This is a genomic window from Pseudomonas sp. AP19, from assembly GCF_001728855.1.
In the GTDB taxonomy this organism is placed as follows: domain Bacteria; phylum Pseudomonadota; class Gammaproteobacteria; order Pseudomonadales; family Pseudomonadaceae; genus Aquipseudomonas; species Aquipseudomonas fluorescens.
This window is the reverse complement of sequence record NZ_LXJP01000054.1, coordinates 1-23,722: the sequence shown is the minus strand read 5'-3', so window position 1 is coordinate 23,722 and position 23,722 is coordinate 1. Positions and strand designations below refer to the sequence as shown.

General features: G+C 52.5%; 22 protein-coding genes. 7 read left to right on the top strand and 15 right to left on the bottom strand.

Annotated elements, in window-relative coordinates; translation table 11 throughout:
- Positions 1–24: 24 nt before the first annotated feature.
- The 9 genes from A7D21_RS27375 to A7D21_RS27335 form a co-directional block, all read right to left on the bottom strand.
- Positions 25–702 (bottom strand): HAD-IB family hydrolase, encoded by a 678-nt coding sequence (locus tag A7D21_RS27375; RefSeq protein WP_069553155.1) that lies wholly within the window; start codon positions 700–702, stop codon positions 25–27.
- The gene (locus A7D21_RS27370; protein ID WP_069553154.1) at positions 699–1,649 is read right to left on the bottom strand and encodes an HpcH/HpaI aldolase/citrate lyase family protein; all 951 of its coding nucleotides are present in this window, start codon (positions 1,647–1,649) and stop codon (positions 699–701) included. Before A7D21_RS27370 ends, A7D21_RS27375 begins: the two co-directional genes overlap by 4 nt.
- Complete coding sequence (locus A7D21_RS27365; RefSeq protein ID WP_069553153.1) at positions 1,649–2,743, bottom strand: cysteine protease StiP domain-containing protein; 1,095 nt, start codon at positions 2,741–2,743, stop codon at positions 1,649–1,651. Before A7D21_RS27365 ends, A7D21_RS27370 begins: the two co-directional genes overlap by 1 nt.
- Entirely contained in the window at positions 2,736–3,494 is a 759-nt protein-coding gene (locus A7D21_RS27360) for a trehalose phosphatase (protein WP_069553152.1), read from the bottom strand. The genes A7D21_RS27365 and A7D21_RS27360 overlap by 8 nt, the downstream gene beginning before the upstream one ends.
- The gene (locus A7D21_RS27355; protein WP_069553151.1) at positions 3,484–4,611 is read right to left on the bottom strand and encodes a phosphoribosyltransferase domain-containing protein; all 1,128 of its coding nucleotides are present in this window, start codon (positions 4,609–4,611) and stop codon (positions 3,484–3,486) included. Before A7D21_RS27355 ends, A7D21_RS27360 begins: the two co-directional genes overlap by 11 nt.
- A gap of 73 nt (positions 4,612–4,684) precedes the next feature.
- Positions 4,685–5,824, bottom strand: a complete 1,140-nt coding sequence (locus A7D21_RS27350; RefSeq protein ID WP_069553150.1) for a trypsin-like peptidase domain-containing protein — start codon at positions 5,822–5,824, stop codon at positions 4,685–4,687.
- Between the two features lie 90 nt (positions 5,825–5,914).
- Entirely contained in the window at positions 5,915–6,913 is a 999-nt protein-coding gene (locus A7D21_RS27345; protein WP_069553149.1) for an ATP-grasp domain-containing protein, read from the bottom strand.
- A gap of 482 nt (positions 6,914–7,395) precedes the next feature.
- Positions 7,396–8,091 carry a hypothetical protein gene (locus tag A7D21_RS27340; RefSeq protein WP_141718277.1) on the bottom strand — a complete coding sequence of 232 codons (696 nt, stop codon included), beginning with the start codon at positions 8,089–8,091 and terminating at the stop codon, positions 7,396–7,398.
- A gap of 9 nt (positions 8,092–8,100) precedes the next feature.
- Positions 8,101–9,381: a site-specific DNA-methyltransferase gene (locus tag A7D21_RS27335; RefSeq protein WP_069553147.1), complete on the bottom strand. Its 1,281-nt coding sequence runs from the start codon at positions 9,379–9,381 to the stop codon at positions 8,101–8,103.
- Positions 9,382–9,503: 122 nt separating this feature from the next.
- Here A7D21_RS27335 and A7D21_RS27330 point away from each other — a divergent pair, with 122 nt between their 5' ends.
- Positions 9,504–9,905, top strand: coding sequence for a hypothetical protein (locus A7D21_RS27330; RefSeq protein ID WP_069553146.1), 402 nt, complete (start codon positions 9,504–9,506; stop codon positions 9,903–9,905).
- 864 nt (positions 9,906–10,769) lie between these two features.
- On the opposite strand, the gene A7D21_RS34755 is transcribed toward A7D21_RS27330, so the two are convergent.
- Entirely contained in the window at positions 10,770–11,294 is a 525-nt protein-coding gene (locus A7D21_RS34755; protein ID WP_177343810.1) for a hypothetical protein, read from the bottom strand.
- 807 nt (positions 11,295–12,101) lie between these two features.
- On the opposite strand from A7D21_RS34755, the gene A7D21_RS36340 reads away from it, so the two are divergent.
- Positions 12,102–12,233 carry a hypothetical protein gene (locus tag A7D21_RS36340; RefSeq protein ID WP_256556517.1) on the top strand — a complete coding sequence of 44 codons (132 nt, stop codon included), beginning with the start codon at positions 12,102–12,104 and terminating at the stop codon, positions 12,231–12,233.
- A gap of 170 nt (positions 12,234–12,403) precedes the next feature.
- Here the strand turns inward: A7D21_RS36340 and A7D21_RS27320 are convergent, their stop codons facing one another.
- The 5 genes from A7D21_RS27320 to A7D21_RS27300 form a co-directional block, all read right to left on the bottom strand.
- Positions 12,404–13,651 carry a ParB/RepB/Spo0J family partition protein gene (locus A7D21_RS27320; protein WP_069553144.1) on the bottom strand — a complete coding sequence of 416 codons (1,248 nt, stop codon included), beginning with the start codon at positions 13,649–13,651 and terminating at the stop codon, positions 12,404–12,406.
- A complete protein-coding gene (locus A7D21_RS27315) occupies positions 13,651–14,502 on the bottom strand; it encodes a ParA family protein (RefSeq protein ID WP_069553143.1) in 852 nt (283 codons plus the stop codon). Before A7D21_RS27315 ends, A7D21_RS27320 begins: the two co-directional genes overlap by 1 nt.
- Positions 14,503–14,650: 148 nt before the next feature.
- Positions 14,651–16,273: a hypothetical protein gene (locus tag A7D21_RS27310; protein WP_069553142.1), complete on the bottom strand. Its 1,623-nt coding sequence runs from the start codon at positions 16,271–16,273 to the stop codon at positions 14,651–14,653.
- A gap of 161 nt (positions 16,274–16,434) precedes the next feature.
- Positions 16,435–17,232: a ParB/RepB/Spo0J family partition protein gene (locus A7D21_RS27305; RefSeq protein ID WP_083272249.1), complete on the bottom strand. Its 798-nt coding sequence runs from the start codon at positions 17,230–17,232 to the stop codon at positions 16,435–16,437.
- Between the two features lie 228 nt (positions 17,233–17,460).
- Entirely contained in the window at positions 17,461–18,141 is a 681-nt protein-coding gene (locus A7D21_RS27300) for a hypothetical protein (RefSeq protein WP_069553140.1), read from the bottom strand.
- A 119-nt stretch (positions 18,142–18,260) separates the two neighbouring features.
- On the opposite strand from A7D21_RS27300, the gene A7D21_RS27295 reads away from it, so the two are divergent.
- Genes A7D21_RS27295 through A7D21_RS27275 form a run of 5 tightly spaced genes read left to right on the top strand, consistent with a single transcriptional unit; the run spans position 18,261 to position 23,721 of the window.
- On the top strand, positions 18,261–18,641 hold the full coding sequence (locus A7D21_RS27295; RefSeq protein ID WP_069553139.1) for a response regulator: 381 nt from the start codon (positions 18,261–18,263) through the stop codon (positions 18,639–18,641).
- Positions 18,634–19,119: a chemotaxis protein CheW gene (locus A7D21_RS27290; RefSeq protein ID WP_171902646.1), complete on the top strand. Its 486-nt coding sequence runs from the start codon at positions 18,634–18,636 to the stop codon at positions 19,117–19,119. The genes A7D21_RS27295 and A7D21_RS27290 overlap by 8 nt, the downstream gene beginning before the upstream one ends.
- Before the next feature lie 21 nt (positions 19,120–19,140).
- A complete protein-coding gene (locus A7D21_RS27285) occupies positions 19,141–21,132 on the top strand; it encodes a methyl-accepting chemotaxis protein (RefSeq protein WP_069553138.1) in 1,992 nt (663 codons plus the stop codon).
- A 2-nt stretch (positions 21,133–21,134) separates the two neighbouring features.
- Positions 21,135–21,926, top strand: a complete 792-nt coding sequence (locus A7D21_RS36705; protein WP_069553137.1) for a protein-glutamate O-methyltransferase CheR — start codon at positions 21,135–21,137, stop codon at positions 21,924–21,926.
- The gene (locus A7D21_RS27275) at positions 21,919–23,721 is read left to right on the top strand and encodes a hypothetical protein (RefSeq protein ID WP_069553136.1); all 1,803 of its coding nucleotides are present in this window, start codon (positions 21,919–21,921) and stop codon (positions 23,719–23,721) included. The genes A7D21_RS36705 and A7D21_RS27275 overlap by 8 nt, the downstream gene beginning before the upstream one ends.
- Position 23,722: the final 1 nt, after the last annotated feature.

Genomic DNA, 23,722 nt, shown 5'->3' with positions numbered 1-23,722 from the left:
GCAGGTTGGCGTGCGCGACATTGCTCACGCCCCATTCCCGCTTCTATCTGCCCGCAGGCGAAGTCGACACCATGCGGGATGAAAGTTTCGCCAGTATGCTTCTTGCGCCGCAGCCAACAACTCGAAATCGCCGCGGGTGTCGCCCCATGCTTTAAGCCGGTACTGGCCAAGTGACCCATACACAGCCTCAAGCCTGAGCACTTTGTTCTCGCATCTACAGTTGTTGCCAGTCATACGCTCGGTCAACAGACCGTCTTCCAATTCAAGCTCGGTACCGATCACCTTGATGCCAAGGCGATCTGCAAAAGGCTGGAGAATCAACGCTGGCGATGCAGAGCCGAGAGTAACGACAACACCAGCCTCTTCCTCAACGGCGACAGATTTTAAACCTGAAGGCCGCATGAGCTGAACCCAAAACAACCCGCAGAATTTCTCGCATCGATCTTGCAACCACTTCACATCAACGCCAGTAAGAAACGTGCAGATCAGCTGTGCTTTCAACTCATCACGATTAAAACGCCGAGCAAGGAATCGAACGCTTGGCAGTGCAAACCGCAAAATACTTCGACTGAATTCCCGAGTTCCGAAGGCAAACTTCAGGAATGGAACGAAGCTATCGTACCGGGTCAGCGTGCCGTCGAAGTCAAAAACCGACAGCACATGACGCCTTTGCGCGCCAGCATCGTCCAATTCCATTGTCATCCCTTGGCCTCGGCCAAACGGATAGGGGCCTCAATGGGTCCTACATCTGGTTGCCGAACCCCGTGCCACTCCGCTCGTTCAAGGATTTTGACCGCCCACTTGTAATGGGTCGCGGGCTCGCACATGGCATCGTTGTGCTTGAACACAGCCGGAGCAACGTCACTGACAATCATCTTCGCGCAGTTGAGGTCTTCGAGGCTTACGCGCAACGTGTCCTGGATCGTGCTGATCTGCGATGGATGAATCGCCGTCTTCCCTACCAAGCCATGGGCGATGTCGAGTTCCAACTCCTCCATCAGCAAATGCGGTGTCGCGAGTTGCTCGAACACCGGTGCCGTCAGTGCGAAACCTTGGGACCCCATGACGCCTGCCAACATTGGGATCACGTAGCCCATAGGGGTGCTATAGAGCGTTGTTGCGGGATTCCTTCGAAGTCCAAGACTTCCCATCAGGTCGTTCCCACCGATACGTAGGGCGATAATCCGCTGATTCAGGTTCGCCTTCAACGCCTGGCCCAACTCGACCATTGCCCCAGGGTTGAACACGTCTGTAGTTTCCAGCGTCGGCATGAGGTACAGCGCCGGGTTCGTAACGGCCTGTTCCCATTCCCCGAGGTTGCGCAGGGTCAATTTCGGCACAACGAACCCATCAATGTGGGCCATCAACGGCCAATCATTCAGCACAGCAGCCATCACCGAGTCTCGGGGACGAACAAACAGCAGCGGACCATCGGGCGGACGCCCACCGCGCTCGTTGATCGCGGTCAGCAGGCCATTCAGGTTTCTCAAAGCCGTGTCAACGTCAATTTCCGCGACCGCATCCTCCAGACACACGACCAAAGAACGTAGTTCTGGAAGTTTTGTGCGGAAAACCACATCAAGCAGATCCGCACGTGTGGCCGGCATGTAGAGCGTTGCCCCCAGTGCGTAAGGAGAAAGGACTTTCATCAGCTCACACTCCGAATGATGGTTACCGCCCGGTAAGGGCCTAATGCAGCACCCACTTCTTCCACCGCGACCCCAGCGCCCTCAGTCAGGTGCATGAGCAACTGAACATCCCTGTCGCTACGGCAGCGGACCAAGACGTGATCCGGTACGCGACGCAGTACCGCGCGGGTTGCTTCGGCAATACCAGGCTTTACTCGATTGAGATTGGTAATGCCGAACTGGGAGGCCAGCGACTGGACTACGTGCGTAGCTGCACCCTGCAATTCAAAACGCTGGGTATCGGTCCATGGCGAGGCTTGAGGAACCGAACCCAGTGCCTTCCGCTTCTCCTCGATCTGCCCGATGAACTCGCGGGTTACATCGTGCTCACGCAGATGGTCGTAAACCACACAACCATGCAGACCTCCATCTGCGGGCCAAATGGAGCGCGAAACCAGACCAGACACCGTCGCACCAAGGATGCCGGAGGGGATAACCCAGTCTTCAGCCGACGCGGACAACCACGCCCGGCCGCAGGGATCTGCCAGCACTACAAGCCGGGGTTCCTCAGGGAAGCGCGAGTCGCCATTGAGGCTGCGCTGAATCTCGCCAGAGATTGCGCCCTTCCCTGTCCAGCCATCGACGAAGACGATGTTCTCGGAACCATGTGCCTGAATGATGGCCTCGAGGGCGACTTTGTCGATCCCCCGATCTCGGACAATGCTGATTCCGTAGTGATGCGCATCTCGACCCATGTCTAGCAGGGCCCGACGCAACAACACGCCGAGCGGCAAGCCAGCACGAACGAACGACACAAGCACAATAGACGGGCCCGTGCATGCCCCGTTCAGCGCCAGCGCCAGGGACTGAACGTCCATGGCCATGCGAGTACCGTTTTGTTCGAGTGCGCGCTCGTAAAGGGCTTTGTGCACGTCAGTCGGGGCACTCTCAAGGCTGATCATTTCGGAGTAGTGCTTCTGCTTCGACTGAATCAGACGCTCCTTCTCCAAGACATCAGTGGTCTCCATCTGAACGGCCTGCAGCAGGAACTGAACATCCTCTGCTGCATAGCTGCCGCTCCCCACGGTAACCAGACCTGCAATGGCCTTAGTCATGGACTTTCCCTCCAACCAGCTTGGCCAATTGGCTACGCGCTGGGGTTGCCCACATATGGCACTCCTGCATGAAACCGAGGTCAGTGATGCTGTCTCCAAAGCCCAGCACCGGACGCTCACCATTGGCCTTACGATCACGGCGCAACAATTCTTGAACAGCCACTTCCTTCGACAAGCCCTGCGGCAAGAACGCGAGGTTGTTGGAATTGCCGTGGATGTGCATGCCTTCCAATAAACCGCGGGCCTGTACTTCAGCGAGAACCGTTTGCAGGACTTCATCATTGGATTCGTTGTGCTTGGTCACCACGTAGTGGCGCAGGCCTTCTTCCTCGACAACCCATCCGCGCAAGGAAATGCCAAGCTCCTTGCCAATGGCGAGGGTTGCTTCACTGAGGCCTGGCAAGCGAGTCTGATAGTCAGCAAGAACATCGCTCATGCGAGCTTGCCATTCCTCGTCAAGCTTTCCATCAGCACCAAGGATCACGCCGCCATGGGAGCAGACGGCACCGTGCATAAAAGGCAGTTTCACACGACTGAATGCTTCAACGCTGCGCGCTGTAACTGGGACCACGTCGGTCGTGGACAGGAGCCACTGGGCGAGGGAGTGTTGGACCGTACTCATGTAGCCATTGGGCTGACCCTCGATATCGAGAGTCGCAGTAATCCGCTGAGAACCTTCTGGCATTTTGCGAGCAGTCTGGAACAGGGTGTCGTCGAGATCGACCAGGGAGAGGGGGCGCTTATTGACCATCGACAATCACCTCCGCGCTCAGGGATTCAATCAGCGCGGCGGACACAGCCTGCTCAGGTGTTTCCGAGCAAATAAGGACACGATCAAACTGCCCTGGGCTGACATTGTAGAGGAAGTTGGGGATACCGAGACCGTAGTTGTCCGCGAACGACAACGCGTGACCGATGGCATGGCCCAGTGCGATTGGTGAGCGACTGGTCGAACTGAAATGCACATCAGCACCAGCACGCTCCAAGCGCTCGGCGAGCAAAAACGGACGCCAGACAAATTCACTGGTACCAACCACGAGTACGCGCTCACCCGCTTTGACTTTCAGATCGAGAGCCAAAGTGTCTTCTACACAGCGAATACCATGGCGCCCCCAATCGCTTTCCGCCGACAACGGCCACTCTCCGGGCTCGATGCTACCCACGGCCGGCATTTCCGGCAGCGGCGCATCAGCGTCCTCGTGGAAGGTATACGACCCCTGCAACAGCGAAACCTGATGAGCAGAGTCACCGATGGTTTTGCGCACCGCATCGCCGGACCAATCCGTCAGTACGCACGTCACCACGCGCTCGACCTGAGTCAGGCCGGCATCGACCAGCGCACGGTGAAGATTGATGAAGGTTTTGCCCGTCGAGGCTTCATCGTCGACCAGCACTAGCGAACGGGCATTCAACATCACTTCCCGAACATCGGCATCGATCGGCAAATGAATGAGGTGTGCACTGGCGTGGCTATGTTCTTCTTCAAAACGGGCGAACAGGTCATTGCCAGTAGGGTGGCGTGTGCTGACCATGTAAACCGTGTCCGGGCGCGTCGCGCTGTATGCGCGATGCACACCAGCACCCAGGCCAACTGCTGTTTCAGCCATGCCGATAACGAGTACGGGGCCAGGCAGGTCATCAGGAATTTGTGCAGCGAGGCTATTGAAGCTTGAATTCATGATCGAAGGCCGCACAGGTATATGGCGACCAAGTACTTTGGACACGAAAAGAAACGCACGCTTTGGATTACGGCGCTCGGCAAAACCGAACAAGGAGTCCGGGTCGATATGTGTGGCATCGACGGTGACATCGAGACGCCCGCGCATCATTTGTGCGCTTAGAGCTTGTTTAACTGCGTTACATTCCATGAAACAAATTCCTAGGGTAGCGTGAGGTCGATAACCTAACGTCTCTTCCGCAGCTTTCAAGTCAAAACAGGGGCTAAAAATTCTTGGCTTCGACGCGCCACATAGATGCTTGGGCCGAACGTGCTAATTCAGCAGTTGTGAACGTCTTGCTGCTGGATGTTTGAACTGCATCAACGCGGCACGCATCCAGAAAGGAGAGGAGCAAAGACGCTTTAACGGCAAAGTTCATATTTTGAGCATCAGGCATTGTCGAAGTTACCAAACCGATAACAGCGCCTGTCGAATCAAATAAGGGAGATCCGCTAGAGCCAGGTTGAATAGCCGCTGTAAATTGTAGAAGGCTAGAATCGTTATGCAGGCCAAACAACGCCGACACGCCGCCCTGGGTCACGTGGACACCACCGCCGGCGAAACCCGACATAGGGAAACCCAGCGCGACTACAGATTCGCCCAAGTCGCAGCCGGAGCCTTCCTTAAAAGAGACAGATCTGAGGATAGGGGACTCCATCACCCTGAGAAGAGCGATGTCATTACGCTGATCAACGACGACCGGCTCTGCACGATAACGACCTTCAAAGGAGGAAATGAATATCTCACTCATGCCCTCGATTACATGAGCACAGGTGAGCACATGGTGCTGGGAAACAGCGAAACCAGTGCCGGTTGCGCCCGTTCGTGCGCGGTCAGCCTCCGCAGAGCTACTGCGCCCTTTTGGATGAGCGTCATTAATATCGATCCCGATGCGGCGGCCTAGAGCGGCTAAACCATAAGCCGAACCCTCAGCCAGTGCGCGAAACTTCCATTGCTGATTGCGGATGTAGAATTCGCCGATAATGATCGCCGCTTCACCGTTATCACGAAGGTCCAACCTATATTCAATCTGTTCGTCAACAAGTAGGTGCAACGAACGAAGCTCGCTTACCGGTCCTGCTGCTGAAAAAGTGTATGCGATGAGTAGTAGCCGATCGCTACCGGACGGGAGGGCTGACAAGTTCAACTTACAACCAACCTTTGCTTGGTCGCCGCTCCACTCCATCCAAGACTGTGACGTCTGAAATAGCGCAGCCTCACCAGTGGGTTGGCGTTTGTCATTTACCGGCAGTATGGCAATCGCAGCGTACTCCCCGAAAGCCGAGGAGTTCCCGCATTCCAGAGTCCATTCACTCCGTGCACTTGATACCGCGGTGTTTGCGCCTGGCGCTAGCACCATCATTCCTTTATTACTCCTTGAGTGCTAAATCCACCGCGCCACCGGAAGCGCTCCAATGGTACCAAACTTCAGGATTCTCGATGATTCAGGATGTCATTTTGGCACTACAGCTGCAACGGAGACCCCTTTCACACGTACGCCTGCCCGCCAAACGGTAGGTGGCTCAGGAAGGTTAAGGCGGCGCGTAGCAAAGATCCCCGCCAAGTTGACGCCAGCCTCCCGGGTGTAACCGACTCCACCAGAGTAGCGAGGATTGATTTCCAACAAATGCGGTTTACCCTGTTCATCATCCTTTGTTTGAACGTTCACGATGCCATCACACTGGAAATGAGCAGCCGCTTTTAGTGCAAGCTCGACCGCCGCACCGTCCTTTTCAAATAATTGATACACGCCGGTCTTCCTCCGGCCTACAAACGCAACCGCTCGGCCAGTCTCACAGACCATATCCACCGAACACTCGCTTCCAGCCATGTAGGGCATTACAAGCATCGACGGAGGATTTTCCACCTCGCTGTATGCACGCATATAGGTCGCGAAATTCGCAACGCGGGCATCGGGATCAGCAAAGCTACGAAATGGGTCAGCACCCTCCTTGAAGCGCCAAAAGCCTTGACCATAAATGCCAACGGCAGGCTTTACGCAAACCTCTCCCGACGCAGACAGAGTCCCGTACGCTGCTAACATTTCATCGGCATTAGTTGCGGTTATTGCCGGAACGCAATCCAAGCCCGCAAGCTCCGCCTCAGCGGTAAACCTGCTTTTGTCATCAACAAGATCGAATGTGCGCATCGATGAACCACCAGTTACCAGCACCAGGCCAGCTTCCTCGAAACGATCCCGGGCGCTTTCAAATACCGCCCCCAACCGACCCGCCAGGATTACTTTGATTCCATAGGTGCGTGCAGTAGTAATCACCCACGAAACCCGCTCTTCAGCACCACGGGGCTCGCAGAAGCTAATATCTGCTCCAGCCATAATTTCGGGGCGATTGTCGCGATGCGAGGCGAATATCTTCACCTCAGGTGGCAGCGCGTCACGCGCACCTTCAATAATGTCACGCTGGCTTGACTGCCCTTCGAGAAACCAAATCATACTTTAACCTCACTTGTAGATGTGCACTGACAGTCAAACCCGAGGAAGGGGACTGACAGCATTCGATTGTTCAACCGGAACATAACGAGTCCAGCTGTAGCTTCAAGGCAATGCAGGGGGGCGCCCAAAATAGAGGCGCCATTTCGACAAAAAGCCCCCCTCTACAATTTCGTTTTGCGGGTTTCAAATTGGTCGGCCTTGCTTGCGGTACCTGCGCTAGCAAAATATTTCTCGACGGTGGGTGTGGGGCAAAACAAGGTAAGGTAGACCGGTGAAATATAAACAACATCTACATTATAAGTTTCGGCACGGCCAAGACTGATTAACAATCTCAACAATCTCCCTCTCATTATGCAGCGACACCAAGTTAGTCGTCCACAGACAATCTATTTCAGCATATGAAGGATCACGATACCCCAGCTAAAAATGATTCGGTGTAAAGTGGGCCAACGCAGAACGGAGGATCGATATCAAGTCTATCACTAGATGTCCGGATTCACCGTTTCGAATTGGTTGCCCTTGTCCGTTTGCAAGCAGCGATCGGCCCAGGTGAAGAGAGCCATTTCAACATCGGCGATGCGCCATCCCGTCGCTGATGCAGCGGAGGGTAGATTGCACTCCGGACGGCATATGCCCTTAGACTCGAGCTCGAAAACCAAACTCTCGCAGAGCGTTTGGAATTTCACGTAGCCTTCGATCATCGAGCTTGTATAGCTATCGTGAATTTTGGGAAGTAGCTCAGCCTTCAACAGTGCAACCCTGATCCGGCGATCCAAGCTCCCATGCCGGCCAGGGTCAAAAAAACGGAGAAGCTTGGAAGCATACGTCAGACCAAATCCCGGAATTTTCAGAGCAGCGTCAATAGCAGCACGCGGCTGTTCAATATTAGCCACTACTTGCTGGAGGATTACAATGAGAGCCACGTTGCCCAGCCCGGCCTCAAATTTCATCCCTGGGTCATTTTTCCCCGCGCCCCATGCAAGGATCTCACGAACGTAGTCCGTCGGAGACGCAGTAATGACTCTTTGTGTGATTCTAACTCCTCGGTTTTCTAGCGACAGAAGCCACGGGAAATCAGGAAAAGTGTCCCCTGGGTATCCCCGAGAAGCATGATTCAGGTTGGACCAACTGTAGGCACGAAGAAAAGCAGGAAACTCAGCGACGTTGATGACTGACAAATTGGGTCCTTAGCGCTGGCCTGCGCCTGCGAATGCTTGTTCAAGTTGTGGGTTGAGATGAAAGCCTGGGCGACTACGGAAGAGCTCTGCTGCACCACGAACGTACTGTAGAGCCCGTTCGCCAGTGATCCAAGTCCGATTTAGCATTTCCGCTGCCAGACCAGTCATTGAACGGCCACCCCAAGGGTCGACCACAAGATCACCCTCCTCCGTGAGATATTTGATTAGGAATTCCGCAACACTGAATGGCTGGCCCGCACCATGACTGGGTAGGCCGAGCGCTTCTGCTGAAGCACGAAACTGAGAACCATATGGGCAGCGTATGCCCCGCTCCAACACGTTCTTTGGGATACGCCCCTCCGTTTGATTACTGTAACTGCCCACCCGAAGGCGGTAGGCCCCGTCTCCGTAGCAAGTAGTCCTCTTTTCTCCGCCGGAGTTGATTAATGCAAGATGCCTTTCAGAATGAGGTTCAAGAACGCGCCTATTATCTCCTTTGAACAACTTTGGGTTTTTGGCGAAAATTAAAATAGGTTCATAGCTGGTATTCAATAACTGCCTTGTCTTAGATGCCCAATGCACCGGCCCTGGTGGCTTATTAGATTTCCACACCATTCTCTCGATTAGTCCAAGTTTCATATCCTCTAGCGCTATCGTCAATCGCTCCACGTAAGTTGAGCGCGCCGGGGAATTAGGTAGAAATATATCGTTGCTGACATTGATAGCCAAAGAGCCGGTATCTGCCAGCCTTTCAATAATCGGCTCAAGAATCCCTATAATGTACTTAACGATTTCTGACTGAGATGGATTAGAATAAGCCCGGCTTTTGCAAAGAGGGTATGGAGGACTGCAAATAATAGATATTGGCTGCACATCTAAGTCCTTAAATATATACTCGCTACCCCCGAATATAGCCACTCCAAGATCTGTTCTAAACCCTAGAACTTTGACGCCTGGCTTTGCCATGTTTAGATCGCGCTTAGCATCCTCAGTAAGCCGCCAGATTCCTCGCTCACCCGGCACACGCTCGATGACCCCTGCCCTGCGTAGATCTTGTTGTGTCCATCGAATGGCGCGCCTCTCAAGGCTATGTCGCTGCCCTGATCGGCCTACAGGCACGCGTTCGTTCAATGCCGAAGCGGAAAGACCGCTGCGCATGGCAACAAGGCCATACAAGGTGGCATTATCGATTGGTGCGTCTGGCTGGGATTTGTAGATGGCCGCAATTTGATCTGCTCCGAAAAGCTCACCTTGAGATGCTGGTACTGATTTGGCCTTGAAGGATTTCATTGCTAGTAACTCGCCTCATATTGATACCCTACCTTCACACCGGCCAAGCTGTGCCAGAAGCCTGCGGGTGGTGAAGATGTTGTGTCGCCGTTAAAGTCATGACTCCACAAAGGAGATCAACCGTGACCCGCGATGAACTGGCTCTACTTTTTGACCCGCTCCAGCACGCAGACGTCGAATGCGATGGGTTCTCTCGAGTCGTCTACTCCATTTTGACGGAGAGAGGTCATCGACCAATCATAAAAGCCGGCGAACTGACCATCCGCGGAGCTAACGTGCGCCCACACCTTTGGGTCGAGGTTTACGGCTGGACGATCGACTACCAGGCTAGGCGGTGGTTAGGACATGAGCCTTGGGTTCCCCACGGCGTATTTAGAGCCCCTGAAACAGAAGCTATTTATGAAGGGGCCGCAATAGAGGCAAAAGTGATCCCAGAACCGGTTAGGAGGTTAATGATGATGTCCTATGCAGACTTCGTGTCAGAAAGCCAGAACCGCCTGATCGTGACCGAGGTGCCTGGCTAACTAGAGGCCTCCATCAGCTTTAGCTGCTATTTCAATTGCAGCAGCGCAGACACCAACGCTGATGGTAACTCTGCCTTCTGGGGCGAATGGGGATTCAGGTTGCGACTCTCAACCTCTTACCGCCGCATATCAGCTATCCCAAAAGCCTCATCGATATCTACACCTGGCAGGTCAGTCAGGCCTCATCTAATAACTTAGTGCATCAATTACGTCGCTCATCAACGAAGAGCCCCGGCAGTAACCCGCCCAGCACGCTCGCTGTCCGAACAGTGTCCAAACTCCGGTTGGGAAACCAAACGCACTTCAACCTCGCCCTGGTGATTGCCACGTGCGCTAGACGCAATGCCTCGCCATGGTAGACCGTATCACCCGGTGCAGAGTCTCCACCAGAGCTGAAACCCGCTAACTTGAAGAGCTGATTTCGGTACCAGGACGAAATACCAGCCGATGGGTCTCCGACCATTACAACTATGTCCGCTTCAAGAGCCTTCGCCTTGTGGAATGAACGAACACGAATAGTCCGACCGCCGGAGGCCCGGTCCTCTCTAATCCGGTCCCCAACCGCGTAGTCGACCCAAGCCTTGTCCGCGTCGCTATCGATGAGTATCAAGACCTTGTAGCCATCTGCTGCTGCAGACTGGCATATGCTTTGAAGTTGCTCCTGATCATCACCAATGATCCTGACAGACTGATCTTGCGCCTTGGGTATGCATATCGACCTGGGGCCGCGGTTCATTCCTGATGAGAGGTTCTGTACCAAATTGTAGCCCGCCTCAATGATGGCTTGAGGAGACCGGAACGACTCACTCAAGGTTACTTTCGTTGCCGGCACCGGACTAATGAACATCTCATCGAAATCAGTGATCAATTTTGGAGTCGCCCCAAAACTGCCGTATACCCACTGATTGGGATCACCCGCCACTGTGAGGCTTGAAAACAATCCTTGACAATCTGTCTCATCGAGGCCGCCTTGATTGCGTTTTCTTCAGCAGTTGAACGAGGACGCTGACGCTGAGGAGCCGGAGCTTCCTTAGCCTTATACGCCTCAATACCGCCACCAAATGCCCGTTTAATCTCCTGGCAGACATCGACAAAATTACTGCCAACACCAGCTTGAATCAGAAGATCAAACTGACTCCATCCGTCTTGGTTGCAAGAGCAAATGGCCCTGCCTTCATGGTCCGACTTTTCGGAGAACCTGAAGGAGTCACGACCGCCGCCTTCCCGATGACGCTCTGGGAAAGGACAATCTACGCCGTGACCATGATGTCGAACTGCAGGCGCGAGAATAGGGGCTACACGTTCGATAACGTTTAACCAACCACCAGCGCGCTCAACAATATCGGCAACCTCGTCCTTCAAAGGAGGACGTTTTTTACTATCTGACATGACTGTATCTCCTAGAAAAAAGAGGCAGCCATGTCCCAAAGGGCATTAGGCGTGCCCTTGAGGGTGTGTTACGTGAATACGGATTTTTAAAGAGCCCTGGCGCAGCAAATAGCTGTACGAGGAACCTTCGACAGAATTCGATGCGAAATTGCGCATGCGAAAAACTGGCAAAAAGATCACCTATGACGCTAAAGCCGTCGGAGCTTTGATTCAAGGACACGATGTACCAGAAACGCAAAAAGCCCTGACGCGAACGCCAGGGCCTGTTTGGATTGCTTGTGCCTGAGTACCGCTCCTACAGCCTTGAGAAAAGCTGTACGAGGGGTACCCAGACAAAGTCATGGGTGCGATGAAAAAGCTCCAAAACCTACATCACGAAGCACTGAGGTCGAGGTATACAACTATGAACTGCGCATCAAGAGCTGATAATCAGCAAAGAGCAGCGGCGAACATGGAGGCATACAACGAAGTTTTCAGTAACGACACGTGAGGAAATGGTCGATACACACCGCTCTGTGGAGGTTTGATACTCCAGCAGAGTGTCTAAGGTTTAAAGATCGGGACGGCGCACTGCGACAAGATAATGAGGGATGGTGAGTGCGAAAGGACACACACACAAACGTCAAAATCCAAGCAGACCGACCACATGCAAAAGAAAGCAGAGATGGGCGAGTGAGCGAGGTGACGGATGGATGTGTAAACACCAAACGACAAGTCGCAGGAAGCAATCCTGAGAGAAAACTAAAGACAATGACTTTTTAAAGAACAAATCAGCAAAGCCGTAAGACCATAAGTCAAAGGCAAGCTATGCAGCTGAAGCAAGTGCAAAAAGCAAAAGCAAAAGCAAAAGCAAAAGCAAAAGCAAAAACGATGAGTCAGGTCGGAGGAGAAGTAGCACCCCCAGACAGACCACCTAAACAAACCGACGAAATAACGTAGGTCGGAGAAGGTCGTGATCAGCGCTTGAGAAATACTCAAGGCACAGGGAGATCACTAATAACACCTTCAGACTACGTATCCGCTCTTTGGGAATCAAGGACGGCATGTCCTAAATTCGCACACAAAAAAAAGGGCCGAAGCCCTTCAAATGTTTTCGCATGCGGAAACTTTTAGTCACCTGAGGCTAGCTGAGCAAGAGTGATGATTTCGATCTGATCCAAGTCAAACAGCCCTCTTTGCTGCTTGCTTCCATCGAGATATGAAACCATGCCCTTGTTCGGGTTACCGCAAATTACATTCAGGAGTAGCTCGCCGGTGAACTGCTTCTTGTCGGTGGAGACTCTTACCTGCATAACCATCTGCTCAGGTGGAATCTCGAGTACATCGGTTTTCCCAAGCTTCTTTGGTTGCTGCCTTGTCGTTGGTGTCGGGGTCGTCGATTCAGCATGGCCAGCACCGGATACTGATCCAGAATTATCTGCATGCAGAATCGGTTGAGGGCTCGCTACACCGTTTGTATCGGTTGCAAGGTCTTCTTCACACGCGCCTTTCTGGTCCGGCCCGGATTTTTGTGTACCGCCCTGCCCTGCTCCGCCAGGATCAACATTAGAGCCATTTTGCACAGTCGTAGACGGAAGACCCTGACCCTGACCCTGAGGCTGAGGCTGAGGCTGAGGCTGAGGCGTTACTGTAGGCGTAATCGGCTGGCTCTTTGGCGCGGAGCCGCCTCTGGCTGCTTTGAGGTGATCGCGAGCCTCAGAGCGGCTGAGACCGCCCTCAGACCGGGCTTGATCGATCAGTTGCAAATAGAGATCAGGTTTAAGCTCACAGATTTTGGCAAGCGACTGAATCAATTCCGAATCAGAGGTAATTTCATCATCAATCAGAGCTGCAAGCTCATCAGGCAGATCCGCCAGTGCCAGGTGCTTAGAGACCCACGACTCAGGTTTGTTGCAATAGTCTGCCAACTCACGGCCGGTGCCTTTCTTACCCTCTTCTTTCATCTGCTCCCGTAAATCCACCAGCGCGATTGCGACTTCGATCGGAGTGAGCGGCTCACGCTGAATATTTTCGGCCAACTGACTGGCTGTGGATTTGGACTTTGATCGAACAGTCGGGTCGACGATTGCTTTGATCTTGAAACCTTCACCGTTGAGTATCGCGGCACGCAAGCGGCGCTCGCCTTTCTGCAGCAGATAGGTGTTCGTATTTTTGTCGAGTGGGGAAACGATGATCGGAGATTGCTGCTCCTCTTTCATCGATCTTGCCAGTTCCTCGATATTACGAAACTTTTTACGAACCTGTTTCTCAACGCGAATTTGACTTGGGTCCAGCTCGAGTACCGTGCCCTGCTGAGCTCCTTCTGTGAGCGCATTTACGCTGGAAAGGCCTTTCAGACGGGAAAGATCGCGGGCCATTATTTAGCACCTCCTGATTGCTTCGCACCAGCCTTTGGCTGTGGCGGTAGGATCTTGGCACCCACATAACCGCAGATTTCCTGCATCAGAGAAACCATGCTTTTGGCCGTTTCTCGTTGTGCACCAGTTCTTTTGTTCTTCCACACGGGCACGCCATCGCGCAACGCATCATCGACAGCGCCGTTTGTCCCCAAACGAGCAGTCAGAATGTTTACGCCGGCAGCATTAAGTTCGGCTAAGGCCTCAGTGTGAGAATTGACCGGGCGGAGTCGGTTGCAAATCACGCCGGTCACTTGAAGCCTATCAGACACATAGCGTTGAATTTCAGCCAGGGTTTCGAGAACACTCTCAACACCGGTTACAGCAAAAGCAGCCATCTCAACAGGAACGAAAATGTAATTGCTGGTGATGCTCGCAGCCGACATTTTGTTACCGTGGGCTGGAGGTGTATCCATGACGATGTAGTCATAATCATCCAGCATCGGGTCAAGATTTTGGTTGAAGTTAATCAGAGCTTTGTCGAAATCCATACGCTCAACGTTGAAGAGCTCTACGTCGCGGTCAATGGAATAGATCAAATCGACTCCGTCTGGTGTGTCGAGCGGCTGGAGGTCAGGTGCCGTTTCATTGAAGAGATGAACTGAGCGGCAGCCACCGACTCGCTTTGATCGATCGAGGAACCGGCTTGAGAGGTTACCCTGGCCGTCAAGATCGATGGCGAGGGTTCTGTACCCCTGCTCAGCCAGGTAGCAGCTGAGGTGGTAAGCGATGGTGGTTTTACCAACGCCGCCCTTCTGATTCTCGATGACAATTACCTTCGCAGGCTTGTGAGTGCGTTTCTTCGGTGACATGACTGGCTCCTTTGCAGATGCAGATCAATGTAACCGCATCGCGGGCATTTTCAAGGATAAAACCCCGCATGCGCAAATATTTTTTCGATCTGGACGCAATGCGGGATTTTGACCAGTTAAAAAAGATTCTGCATGCGGAATCTTTTTATTAGCGAGGAACCTGTGTTTCGCGAACCTTCACGTTGGATGTGGCCGTCGTTTTGTTGAGGTATGCAACACGAGTCGCTGCTTCATCCTTATCGTAGTAACGACCACAGTAGATGAAAAACTCCCCGGCTTTGTTGTTCCTGGTGGGCTCGAAATCTGTGATCCCATAAGCCTTTAGAAACTGCTGAAATTTAGTCCAGCTGCCCTCGTCCTTGTAGACATAGTAAACATCATAAACCGAGCGCGTTTTGGGCGAGACCACCAAGGGAGAAACAGAAGCTTGCGCGGCCGGAGCGGACACTCGAGGACCGCCGGCGAGAACAGAGCCACCGATCTCATCGTTCGTGACTACTTTTGGCTGTGCATCTACTTTAGGCTCGAACCTACTTATGGTGAGAACCGGAGCGCGCTTAGGCGCAGCTGCAACAGCCTTTGGAAGCGATTGAGGCAACTCAGGCGGGAGCTTAGCCGCTGCTTTGGGTTTCGTACTCCCGTTGTAGACAGCCCTACCGGTAACAACAGGCGCAATGACATCAGCTTTAGCCATTTCAGTGTTAGCGGAAAGCGATGCTAGCTCTGTCCTTGCTCTTGCAGTGATGTCATTTTTATCGCGAGCCGATTGCGACTTCACTTCAGCAATCATTTGAGTTTTGCGGACATCCGAATCAGCTCGAGCGCGACTGAACTCAGAGTTTTTTGCCTGCACATAGTCTGAGCCTGCTGGAGATATCCCGGCTTGAGTGGGTGATGCCGACGTCTTGAGGTCGCTACTGATCTTAGCCAACCTGTCGACTTCCCCCTGGGCGAAGCTCAGCTTAGATTCCTGAGTCCGGATTACTAGCTGATCTTCGCCTTGGATCTTGACCAAGTTGGCTTCGATTACGCCAATCTGTCTCTTAAGCTCTGCAATTTTAGCTTCTTCAGAGCTCACATGCGTGGCAGCTTGGGCTCGTGCTCTATCTAAAGCAGATGACTCTTGATCACGACGATCCTTAGCAAGCCGCTCAGCCTCAGCGTTAGCCAATGCAAGGGTGAAACGTTGATCGTCAAATCGCTTTGACTCTGCAAGCCGTTCAGCGCTATCAATACTGCGCCGGCCCTCGATATCTTGATTGATGCGATCCTCGACCTTGGAAAGTTCCTTGGCGGCATTGATCTCAATATCGGCAATCAGCTTCGCGGCTTTGCTGTCCGCTTCTAGCAGCTCCTTGTCGCGCCTGTTTTCGATCAGGGACTGTTGGATAGCCATACGAGAAGTCGCCTCGGCTACACGTGATTGAGAGGCTCTTGAAGCCTCCTGGTACTCTTGTATACGGCCAGCTTCAGTGTCTGAAACCGGGGCGTCGGCTAAGCCATTCTCGTAAGCCCTAGCGTTGAGTCTTGCATCAAGATCACGGCGCTTCTTTTCAAGATCGTCGATCTGGGCTTGGTAATCGTTGAACCTGCGCTGATAGAGCATCTGGGCTTCTGAGTACTTCTGAGCGCCCAATGCATCTTGAATGCGATCGTCATACTGGCTTTGTGGCTCAAGGGTAGACAACTCTGAAGGCTTGGAGGCTGAAGATCCGCATCCAGCAAGAGTCAGCGCCGCAGCCAACAAGGTCAATTTGAAAAGATTTCGCATGCGGAATGGTCCTGGAGCTGTACCGCTGGGGATCTCCTGCCAGCCCTCGCGCTCAGAACTAGATGAAGCTATGAGGTTAGGGCGAGAAGGCATCTGCGGGGAATCCATATGTATTTATCTAATAGTGGAGGGTAGGTGTCCCAAAAACATGATGTCTGGATTTAGTTTTCCAAATCAGAATCGAAGCGGACACCTAAACGATCTAGAAGGCCAGTGAACGACTCACTTTCCGGCGCGAGAAATCCTAACTGCCAACTACCGCTAGGCGTGCGTTTAACTACGCAATCAAGTCCTGTGACCTCCGAAATATCTCGCTCAAGACGCTTGAGGTCAGGATCCGTATCAGACAGCTTCACAGGGGAAGGCTTACGCTGAGTGAGGGCGTTCACTGCCTGTTGAATCTTCTGGACGTTCCATTCAAACCGAACAGCTTTTTCAGCAATGTTCCGTTGATCAGCTTTGTTTTTGAGAGAGCAGAGCGGCCGGGCATGACCATAGGAAAGCCGGGAGCTAATTAAAGAATCGCGAACTCGAATGTCCAAATCAAGCAAGCGAACATAGTTTGAGATGTGGCTTCGGCTCTTGCCAACCTGAATAGCCAGGTCGCCGTGAGAGAGACTCAAGTCAGTGCATAGATCGTGGTACGAGGTTGCTTCCTCGATGGGGTTGAGGTCAGTACGCTGGAGGTTTTCAATAGCTGAAATGTATGCGGCCTGTTCATAACTATAGGCTCCAACCTCGCATTTTAGGGTTGCAAAACCCAGTCGTTTCCCTGAGCGCCATCTACGCTCGCCAGCAATAATGCTGAAGTCCCCATCAGGTCGAAGGGACACAATCAAGGGCACAACGTTCGTTCCTGTAGTTTTCATCGAGTCCGCAAGGTCATCCAATGATTCTTCATTGAAGGACTTCCGCTTCTGCCAAACCCCGGGGTGAAGGCGCTCTACCTCAATGTTCATGAGGGTTGTAGGTACCTCCTGGATACCCAGGCAGGACAACTTTTTCGGATCTAATTGATACACGTGTATCCACTCTGGTTTTCGTGTAACGGATACACAGGTATACCCGACATGAATTTTATTGCAAGGTCAAGCCATGAATTCCCATGCAATTGCGATTGCTGCTAACGCTACGCAGAGGGCCTCGCCATGAAAACCCAACGCGTAGTAGGTGGCACATTCTGTTGATCATTCATATCCAAACATAGAAGTCCTAGCTCTGAGCATTGTGTCGTCATCGATCAATCCCCACGGCTTAGTAGTGGGCTTAAATCGGATGAGGAGACCGTGGTGTTGACCCCTTTCAGTGAAGGCGAGGGGATGAGCAATAAACTGACCGTTGTCGTCCGGTAGAAAGCCATTTACAACGAATGCATCAAGGATGGGTTTGCACGCCGCAGCTACTGATTCATGGTCTAGAAGTCTGACTTCAGGGGTTATGTAGATCTCTTCAACGATGACTGGGTACTCGGCGTGAGCAAGCCAATCTTTGAAGATGGGCATGCCTTCGACCTTCATCGCCTCAATCCGTTTAACCCACGTCACCTTGAGTGAAGTGCTCTTTGCATCATGCACCCTCAACATCAAGTTGAGTCCTAGGAGGAGGGCACCTGGGAAAAAAGCACTCAGGGATTTAGTCACCGGATCAAACTCAAACCTGTCATTCCGCCCGTCCATATTGGCTTCACGCACCTTGCGCATGCGCGTAGTGGCCTTGCTTTCAGATTTACGAGCGGATGGTTGGGTGCTTCCACCAAGTGGAGGTGAAGCAGCTGTTAGTACGTTTGGGGATACCCCCTGTTTTGCCAGACGCTCTAGAAACTTCGGATCAGAGGCAAATGCAGATCGATGGCTTGTTTTTGACGGCATGGGGATCTCCTAAACCAAAGGAACATAACGCCAGCCAAAAAAAAACCCCCTCAGATCCACTGACACCCCAGATATGGAGCACCTGAACCTCACTATTAGGGCATAGAAGAGGATTCAATATGCCCAAAATCAGATCTGTCTGCATCGTCGATGATGCCGGCGGTATGCGGAAACTAGGTATCACGCTGCTTGAAAAACTCGGGTACGAGGTTCACGTCGCTGAGGATGGGTACAAGGCCCTGGCCGTGATACGTGAAACAAATCCCGATGCATGTTTTATTGACCGCGAAATGCCCCAACTGGACGGCCTCAGGCTCATTGAGCTCCTGCGAGGATGGAAGGATTGGGGTGATAAACCTATTGCAATGCTTTCTGGAGCAACCAGCGTTTTTGACCAGCAATCTGGGCTCATTAGCGGCGCTGATCTGTATCTGACCAAACCTTTCACACGCGCGAAGCTTGAACAAGCTCTAACTGAGATGGATGAACTCCTTGAATAGCCTAAAGCAGAAAGGGGGGATGCACTTTGCCGGCTACCGGATAGGTGAAACCTACTGCCTTAGCCCGTCTACCTCGATCATTGCTGTAGATCAGGTGCCGAAGCTTCTCAATCAAATTCCAGGCACCAAGCCATGGTTAATGGGTGCTGGAAGACTGGGCAGGCAACTCCTTCCATTCGTGAATATTTCCCGTTTTTTGAACATATTCAGAGACCCAGCCCTAGGAGTTGAAGCAGGAGCTGCCCTGTTTGTTAAAGGCGGTGAAGGAGTGGGTAACGTGGCACTTGTCGTTGATGAGATTTGCGAATTCGTGCTTGCGAGCGAGCTTCGGGATTGCGATCAGAGCGACTTCATGATTCCCCCAGGGCTTGGAAAAAGCATGCGGAAAGTTGTAACCGCAAGGGGCCGCACCTGGGCCCTCATTGATCTCCCAGCGCTAATAGCAGACGACAAGCTGCAGAACGTTGACCTCACTTGACCCCACCCGAGATTGGACTGCATGAGCAATAACTCTTCCATCGTTTCACTAGCAACAATTTTGGTCCTCCTGTCGGGTGGCGCAGCCGGGTATACCGGGTATCAATTCCTAAAGAACAACACCCAGCAAGGGTTCTTACTGAAGGCCAGCTATCAAGCTCAAACAAGCGCGATGCAGGCCATCTATCTGGCTGAGCGGGCTGCGACGGATAGCAGCTACAACTCCGATATGGACAATCTGGAAAATACTGTAGAGAAAGCATTTGCTGCTCTGCGGAACGGTGATCCAGTCCGAGGTATCGAACCCGCTCCTCCAGTTGTGCTTGCGAACCTGGAATCACTTCAGAAGGTATGGGCCGAGATTTCTCCTTCCATCTCCAAAATTGTGAGTCAGCGTACAGTCACGGATCAATACAGCAGGACCCTCGCTGACACGCAAAAAACTGCAACTGAGGCCTTGAAAGCTTCGAAGGAGGCTCGTGCAATCCTTGAATCCTCAGGGGCCGTACCGCAGATCAAAGTACAGCTTGCTAAGGCTGTAGCGTCGCTAGAAGAAGGCCAACAAGCCCTGAGCTCTGATGGGCCTATCAATAGCGATACGTTGAGGGCGGCTGCGAGTGCATTCAGCCAGTATGTGGCTACATTGGCCAGGCTCGGGCCGACACTGCCTAAAGATCAAGACTTCATGATCCCCTTGATCAAAAGCTATCGGGAAGCTGAATCGGTAGTACGGCTGGTCCAAAAGACCATTGATAACGCGTCAGGTGTGAGTGAAAACATTCCGCATGCGAAAACTATTTGGAATGTCCGTGACCGTGTTTCTTCGTCGGCTGCCAGCCTCATCGGTTCAGTTGAAGCGCTGCCTGACAGCCGCCCCATGGGCATCACTATCGTCGCAGGCCTGGGCGGTTTGACATTGCTCCTTTCGATCATCTCGATGTTAGTGATGCGATCAATTACCAGCAGCCGGACTGAATCCATTGAAAGTCAGGGCCGTCATCAAGAGGTCTCGATTAGCACCCGATCTAAGCATCTTAAATTGCTGCTTGATGAAATCGAGCTGGTAGGGCAGGGCAAGCTCAATACCAGATTGACTGAAGATAACGAAGCTACCCGCGATATTGCCAAGGGGCTCAACAAGACATTTGGCAATTTCGCCACGATTCTTGACGAAGTCAAAGAGACGATCATTGGCCTTTCTGCAGCGACGGAGCAAACCCTCATTACTGAGCAGAACGTAGCTCAGAATCGTGGCGAGCAGGACAAGGCAATTGAACACATCAGCCAACTGTTTGGCGATCTTTCCCAGTTTATCAACCAGATCGAGGACATGACGTTAGAGACTCAACAGATCTCTGACGACATGGTGCAGAAGGTTGCTTCGGGTGAATCGTCGGTAACACAGGTTCATGACAACATCCTAGAGCTGCAACAGCAGACCCTGTCTATCCAACACCGCTCTAAACACATGATCGAGAGTTTCCAGGTTCTGGAAACGATTGCTCAGGTGGTTGCTGAGGTAGCTTCCAGGGCTGCGATGCTTTCTTTCAACGCAAACCTTATGGCAGATGAGCTCCAGGATAAGGGGCAATCAATCCGTATTGCCAACGCAGCTAAGGCGATGTCCCGACTGAGTGAAGAGACTAAAGACGCGGTTGTGCAGATCAATGTCCAGCTGAAAACAATGAACGATGCCGCGCGCGAAAACCAGTCTGCAGTTGACCGTGCTCAGCGTGAAACAGACAAGCTCCGTGACCGATCGAATGTCGCTCAAGATGCATTGAAAGACATCAAGGACCTCGCTGGCAACCTGACTCAGGGTGCACAGCGTGCAACCGAGGACACAAAGCAGCTCAAGGCTAAGTCGGGCGACGTTGGAGATCTGGTTGATAGCGTTAATCAGTACAGCGCTGACAACAGCGCTGCTAGCGAGCAAACAGCTGTCGCGATCAAAAACGTTAACAGGCAAGCTCAAGACCTGCAGAGCACGATCGCTCAATTCTCCAAGGACTGAAGATGAATAGCCTCGATGTACCGGCTGAACTGGACATATTCGACCGATGGTTGGTGACTATCGAGGCTAGGTTCTCAATACAGATTGATGCTAACCGCCAGGCCGCTTTCAAAAGCGCTCTGAACCGATACATTGAAAGTATAGGCTTGGACTTAGAAAGCCTGGATGAACGGCGAAAGTCGGGGCGTGTGGACGGTGAGACATGGTCAATGCTGTTACACCTAGCTACCAACCATGAAACCCGATTTTTTCGATCGCTTCCAGCCACTCAAAGAATCGTCAAGTTATGCGAAGGCATTACTTCACCACGGATTCTCTCTGTCGGGTGTTCGTCCGGAGAAGAGCCTTTCAGCATCGCTTCGGCACTTCTTGACGCTGGCCACCCGACTTTCAGAGTTCACGGTACCGACGTTTCATCTGTGTGCATAAGCACTGCGCGTGAGGGCTTGTATCCAAGACATCAGGGTGTTGGCTTAGTGGCCGCAGCCCCGACCCGCGGAGACAAGATGCGATTTCACAGGTTCGTCCGTGAAATGGTGACGTTTGAGGAGCACAACATTCTGCAAGACAGACCCGTGCTACTAGCGAACCCGAACATCGTAATTACACAGAACATGCTCATCTACTACCGCACTGATACTAGATACGAAATCCTGGACCGGCTCGCAGCAATGTTGGTCCCTGGCGGCCACCTCATAACAGGCCCCGGGGAGACCCTCAATTGGTCAAACCCATCCATGACTCGTATTCCCAACAGTAACCCCAACGTATTCCAAAGGTCTGTCGATGTCTAACAAACTGCGTATCGCCCAACTGACCTGGCTTCGGGCTCCTATACAGAAGAGCGTCGACACGACCAAGTTGCAGCTTGAAGTCTTTAACAAAAAGTCCAAGGCCTTAGCGTATCCACCACTCGATGCACAGCCTGTGTGGTTTGAAAATCAAAACAAGGATCGCGATGCAGCATTCAAAAATGTCGAGGTCGAGGTCAAGGACATTCATGCCGCGCTAGATGTTGCTGAGTGCATCGGTGGTAGTGCATTAGCACTTGAAGTGAAAATCATCGTTACAAACATTTCAGACAATCGACTACCTCAAGAGAAAATTGAGCAGGCGCTAGTTTCAATCATGGGTAGCCTTCTGACGATACCGAAATTTCTGGGTATGGTTGTAGACGGCGCTCCAGATAGCTCTGGCATCCTTGCCAAACAAATCAACGAATTGAGGGAGCTCCGTGGCGTCCCCCTACTGGAGGAGGACAACCTTCTTCCCCCGGATGTGGAATTCGCGTACGTCGAGCCCCCACATCGAAACCGCGACGCTACGGACGATGAACGCCAGGATGTCTTTGGTCGTTCGCCCAAGCGATTCCAAACCGCTTTCAGCGCGTACATGACCAATCAGAACAGAGCTGCGGTTATCGAACTACGCGACATTTTGCGCGAGCTTCAGGTCGTAACAAGCGACTTGGAAGTCGGATGCTTTTGGTGGGTCGGGGAGTGCCTGACGGAAGCACTTGCTTCAGGTGCAATCCGAGCGGCTGGGGATACCCTTTCAAAGATTCGTATGCTGTCTGTTGCCATCCAGAAAGCCGAGTCAGACGGAGAGGAAGGAGCCAAAGCTACGCTAGGTGTAACTCGGTTTAAATCACTGCTCTCTGTTTTAAGCATGTCTGCGAAACTACCCCAGTCCATTGAAGACGTGCTGGCAGTATTCAACGTCAGAAAGTCTGTCGACGCTACATCCCTCGCGGAGCTTCAAGCTCGTATTGAAACCGCCAGTGCTGACTCGATTAAGGATGTGGTAGTAGAACTCAAACCGCTATTGGAAACCTCTATGGTTTCCCTTGGACGGGCGATCACGAGTAAATCCCCGCAAACATTTGATGCCCAGATTGCTACCTTCAGGACCTCAATCCGTCAGGTTGCCAGCGTCTTCTACATGGTGAACGAGAGCGAGATGGCCGCAGTCGCGGCTCAGTCGCTTGCACGAGTGGAGAAGGTAGCCTCCGTAGACGGGTTCACAACCGAGGTGATTGAGAAGCTCAAGTCGGATTTCATGTTCCTTGATGAACATATCAGGCGGCTTGACTCCAACGAGTCCATTCAATCATTGCGTATTCCAGGGGTAAAGCCTGATGTCATCGCCAGCGTTGTAGAGCAAGCGATCAAAGAGTTGGCACTCACCCGACGCTCAATCACCGATCACTTGGACAGCGGTACAGGTATCGAAGATTTAAAATCAGGCCTAAGCAGATTGGTAGGTGCCAGCGCAGCACTAACCTTCACGGGGCTGACCCGTGCTGGTCTTGTTCTCAATGGGTCATGCCAAGGCTTCCTGAGTCAGATGACTGAGCAGGGGATCAAAGGGTCCCGTGCGATAGATATGTCGGCACGGGCACTTGTAGCCGTTGAGGGTTACCTATCGGCCATTCTGGCCGGCATGGCACCATCTCCTACACTCATGACACGTGCTGAAGAAGCACTTGGCGAGTTGAACATTCAGGTCGAGCACGTTGACGTTGTTTCGCCCTCAGAGTTAATGGAAAAATTTGAGGCAGCCATCGCTACAGATGTAGTTGATGAGTGAA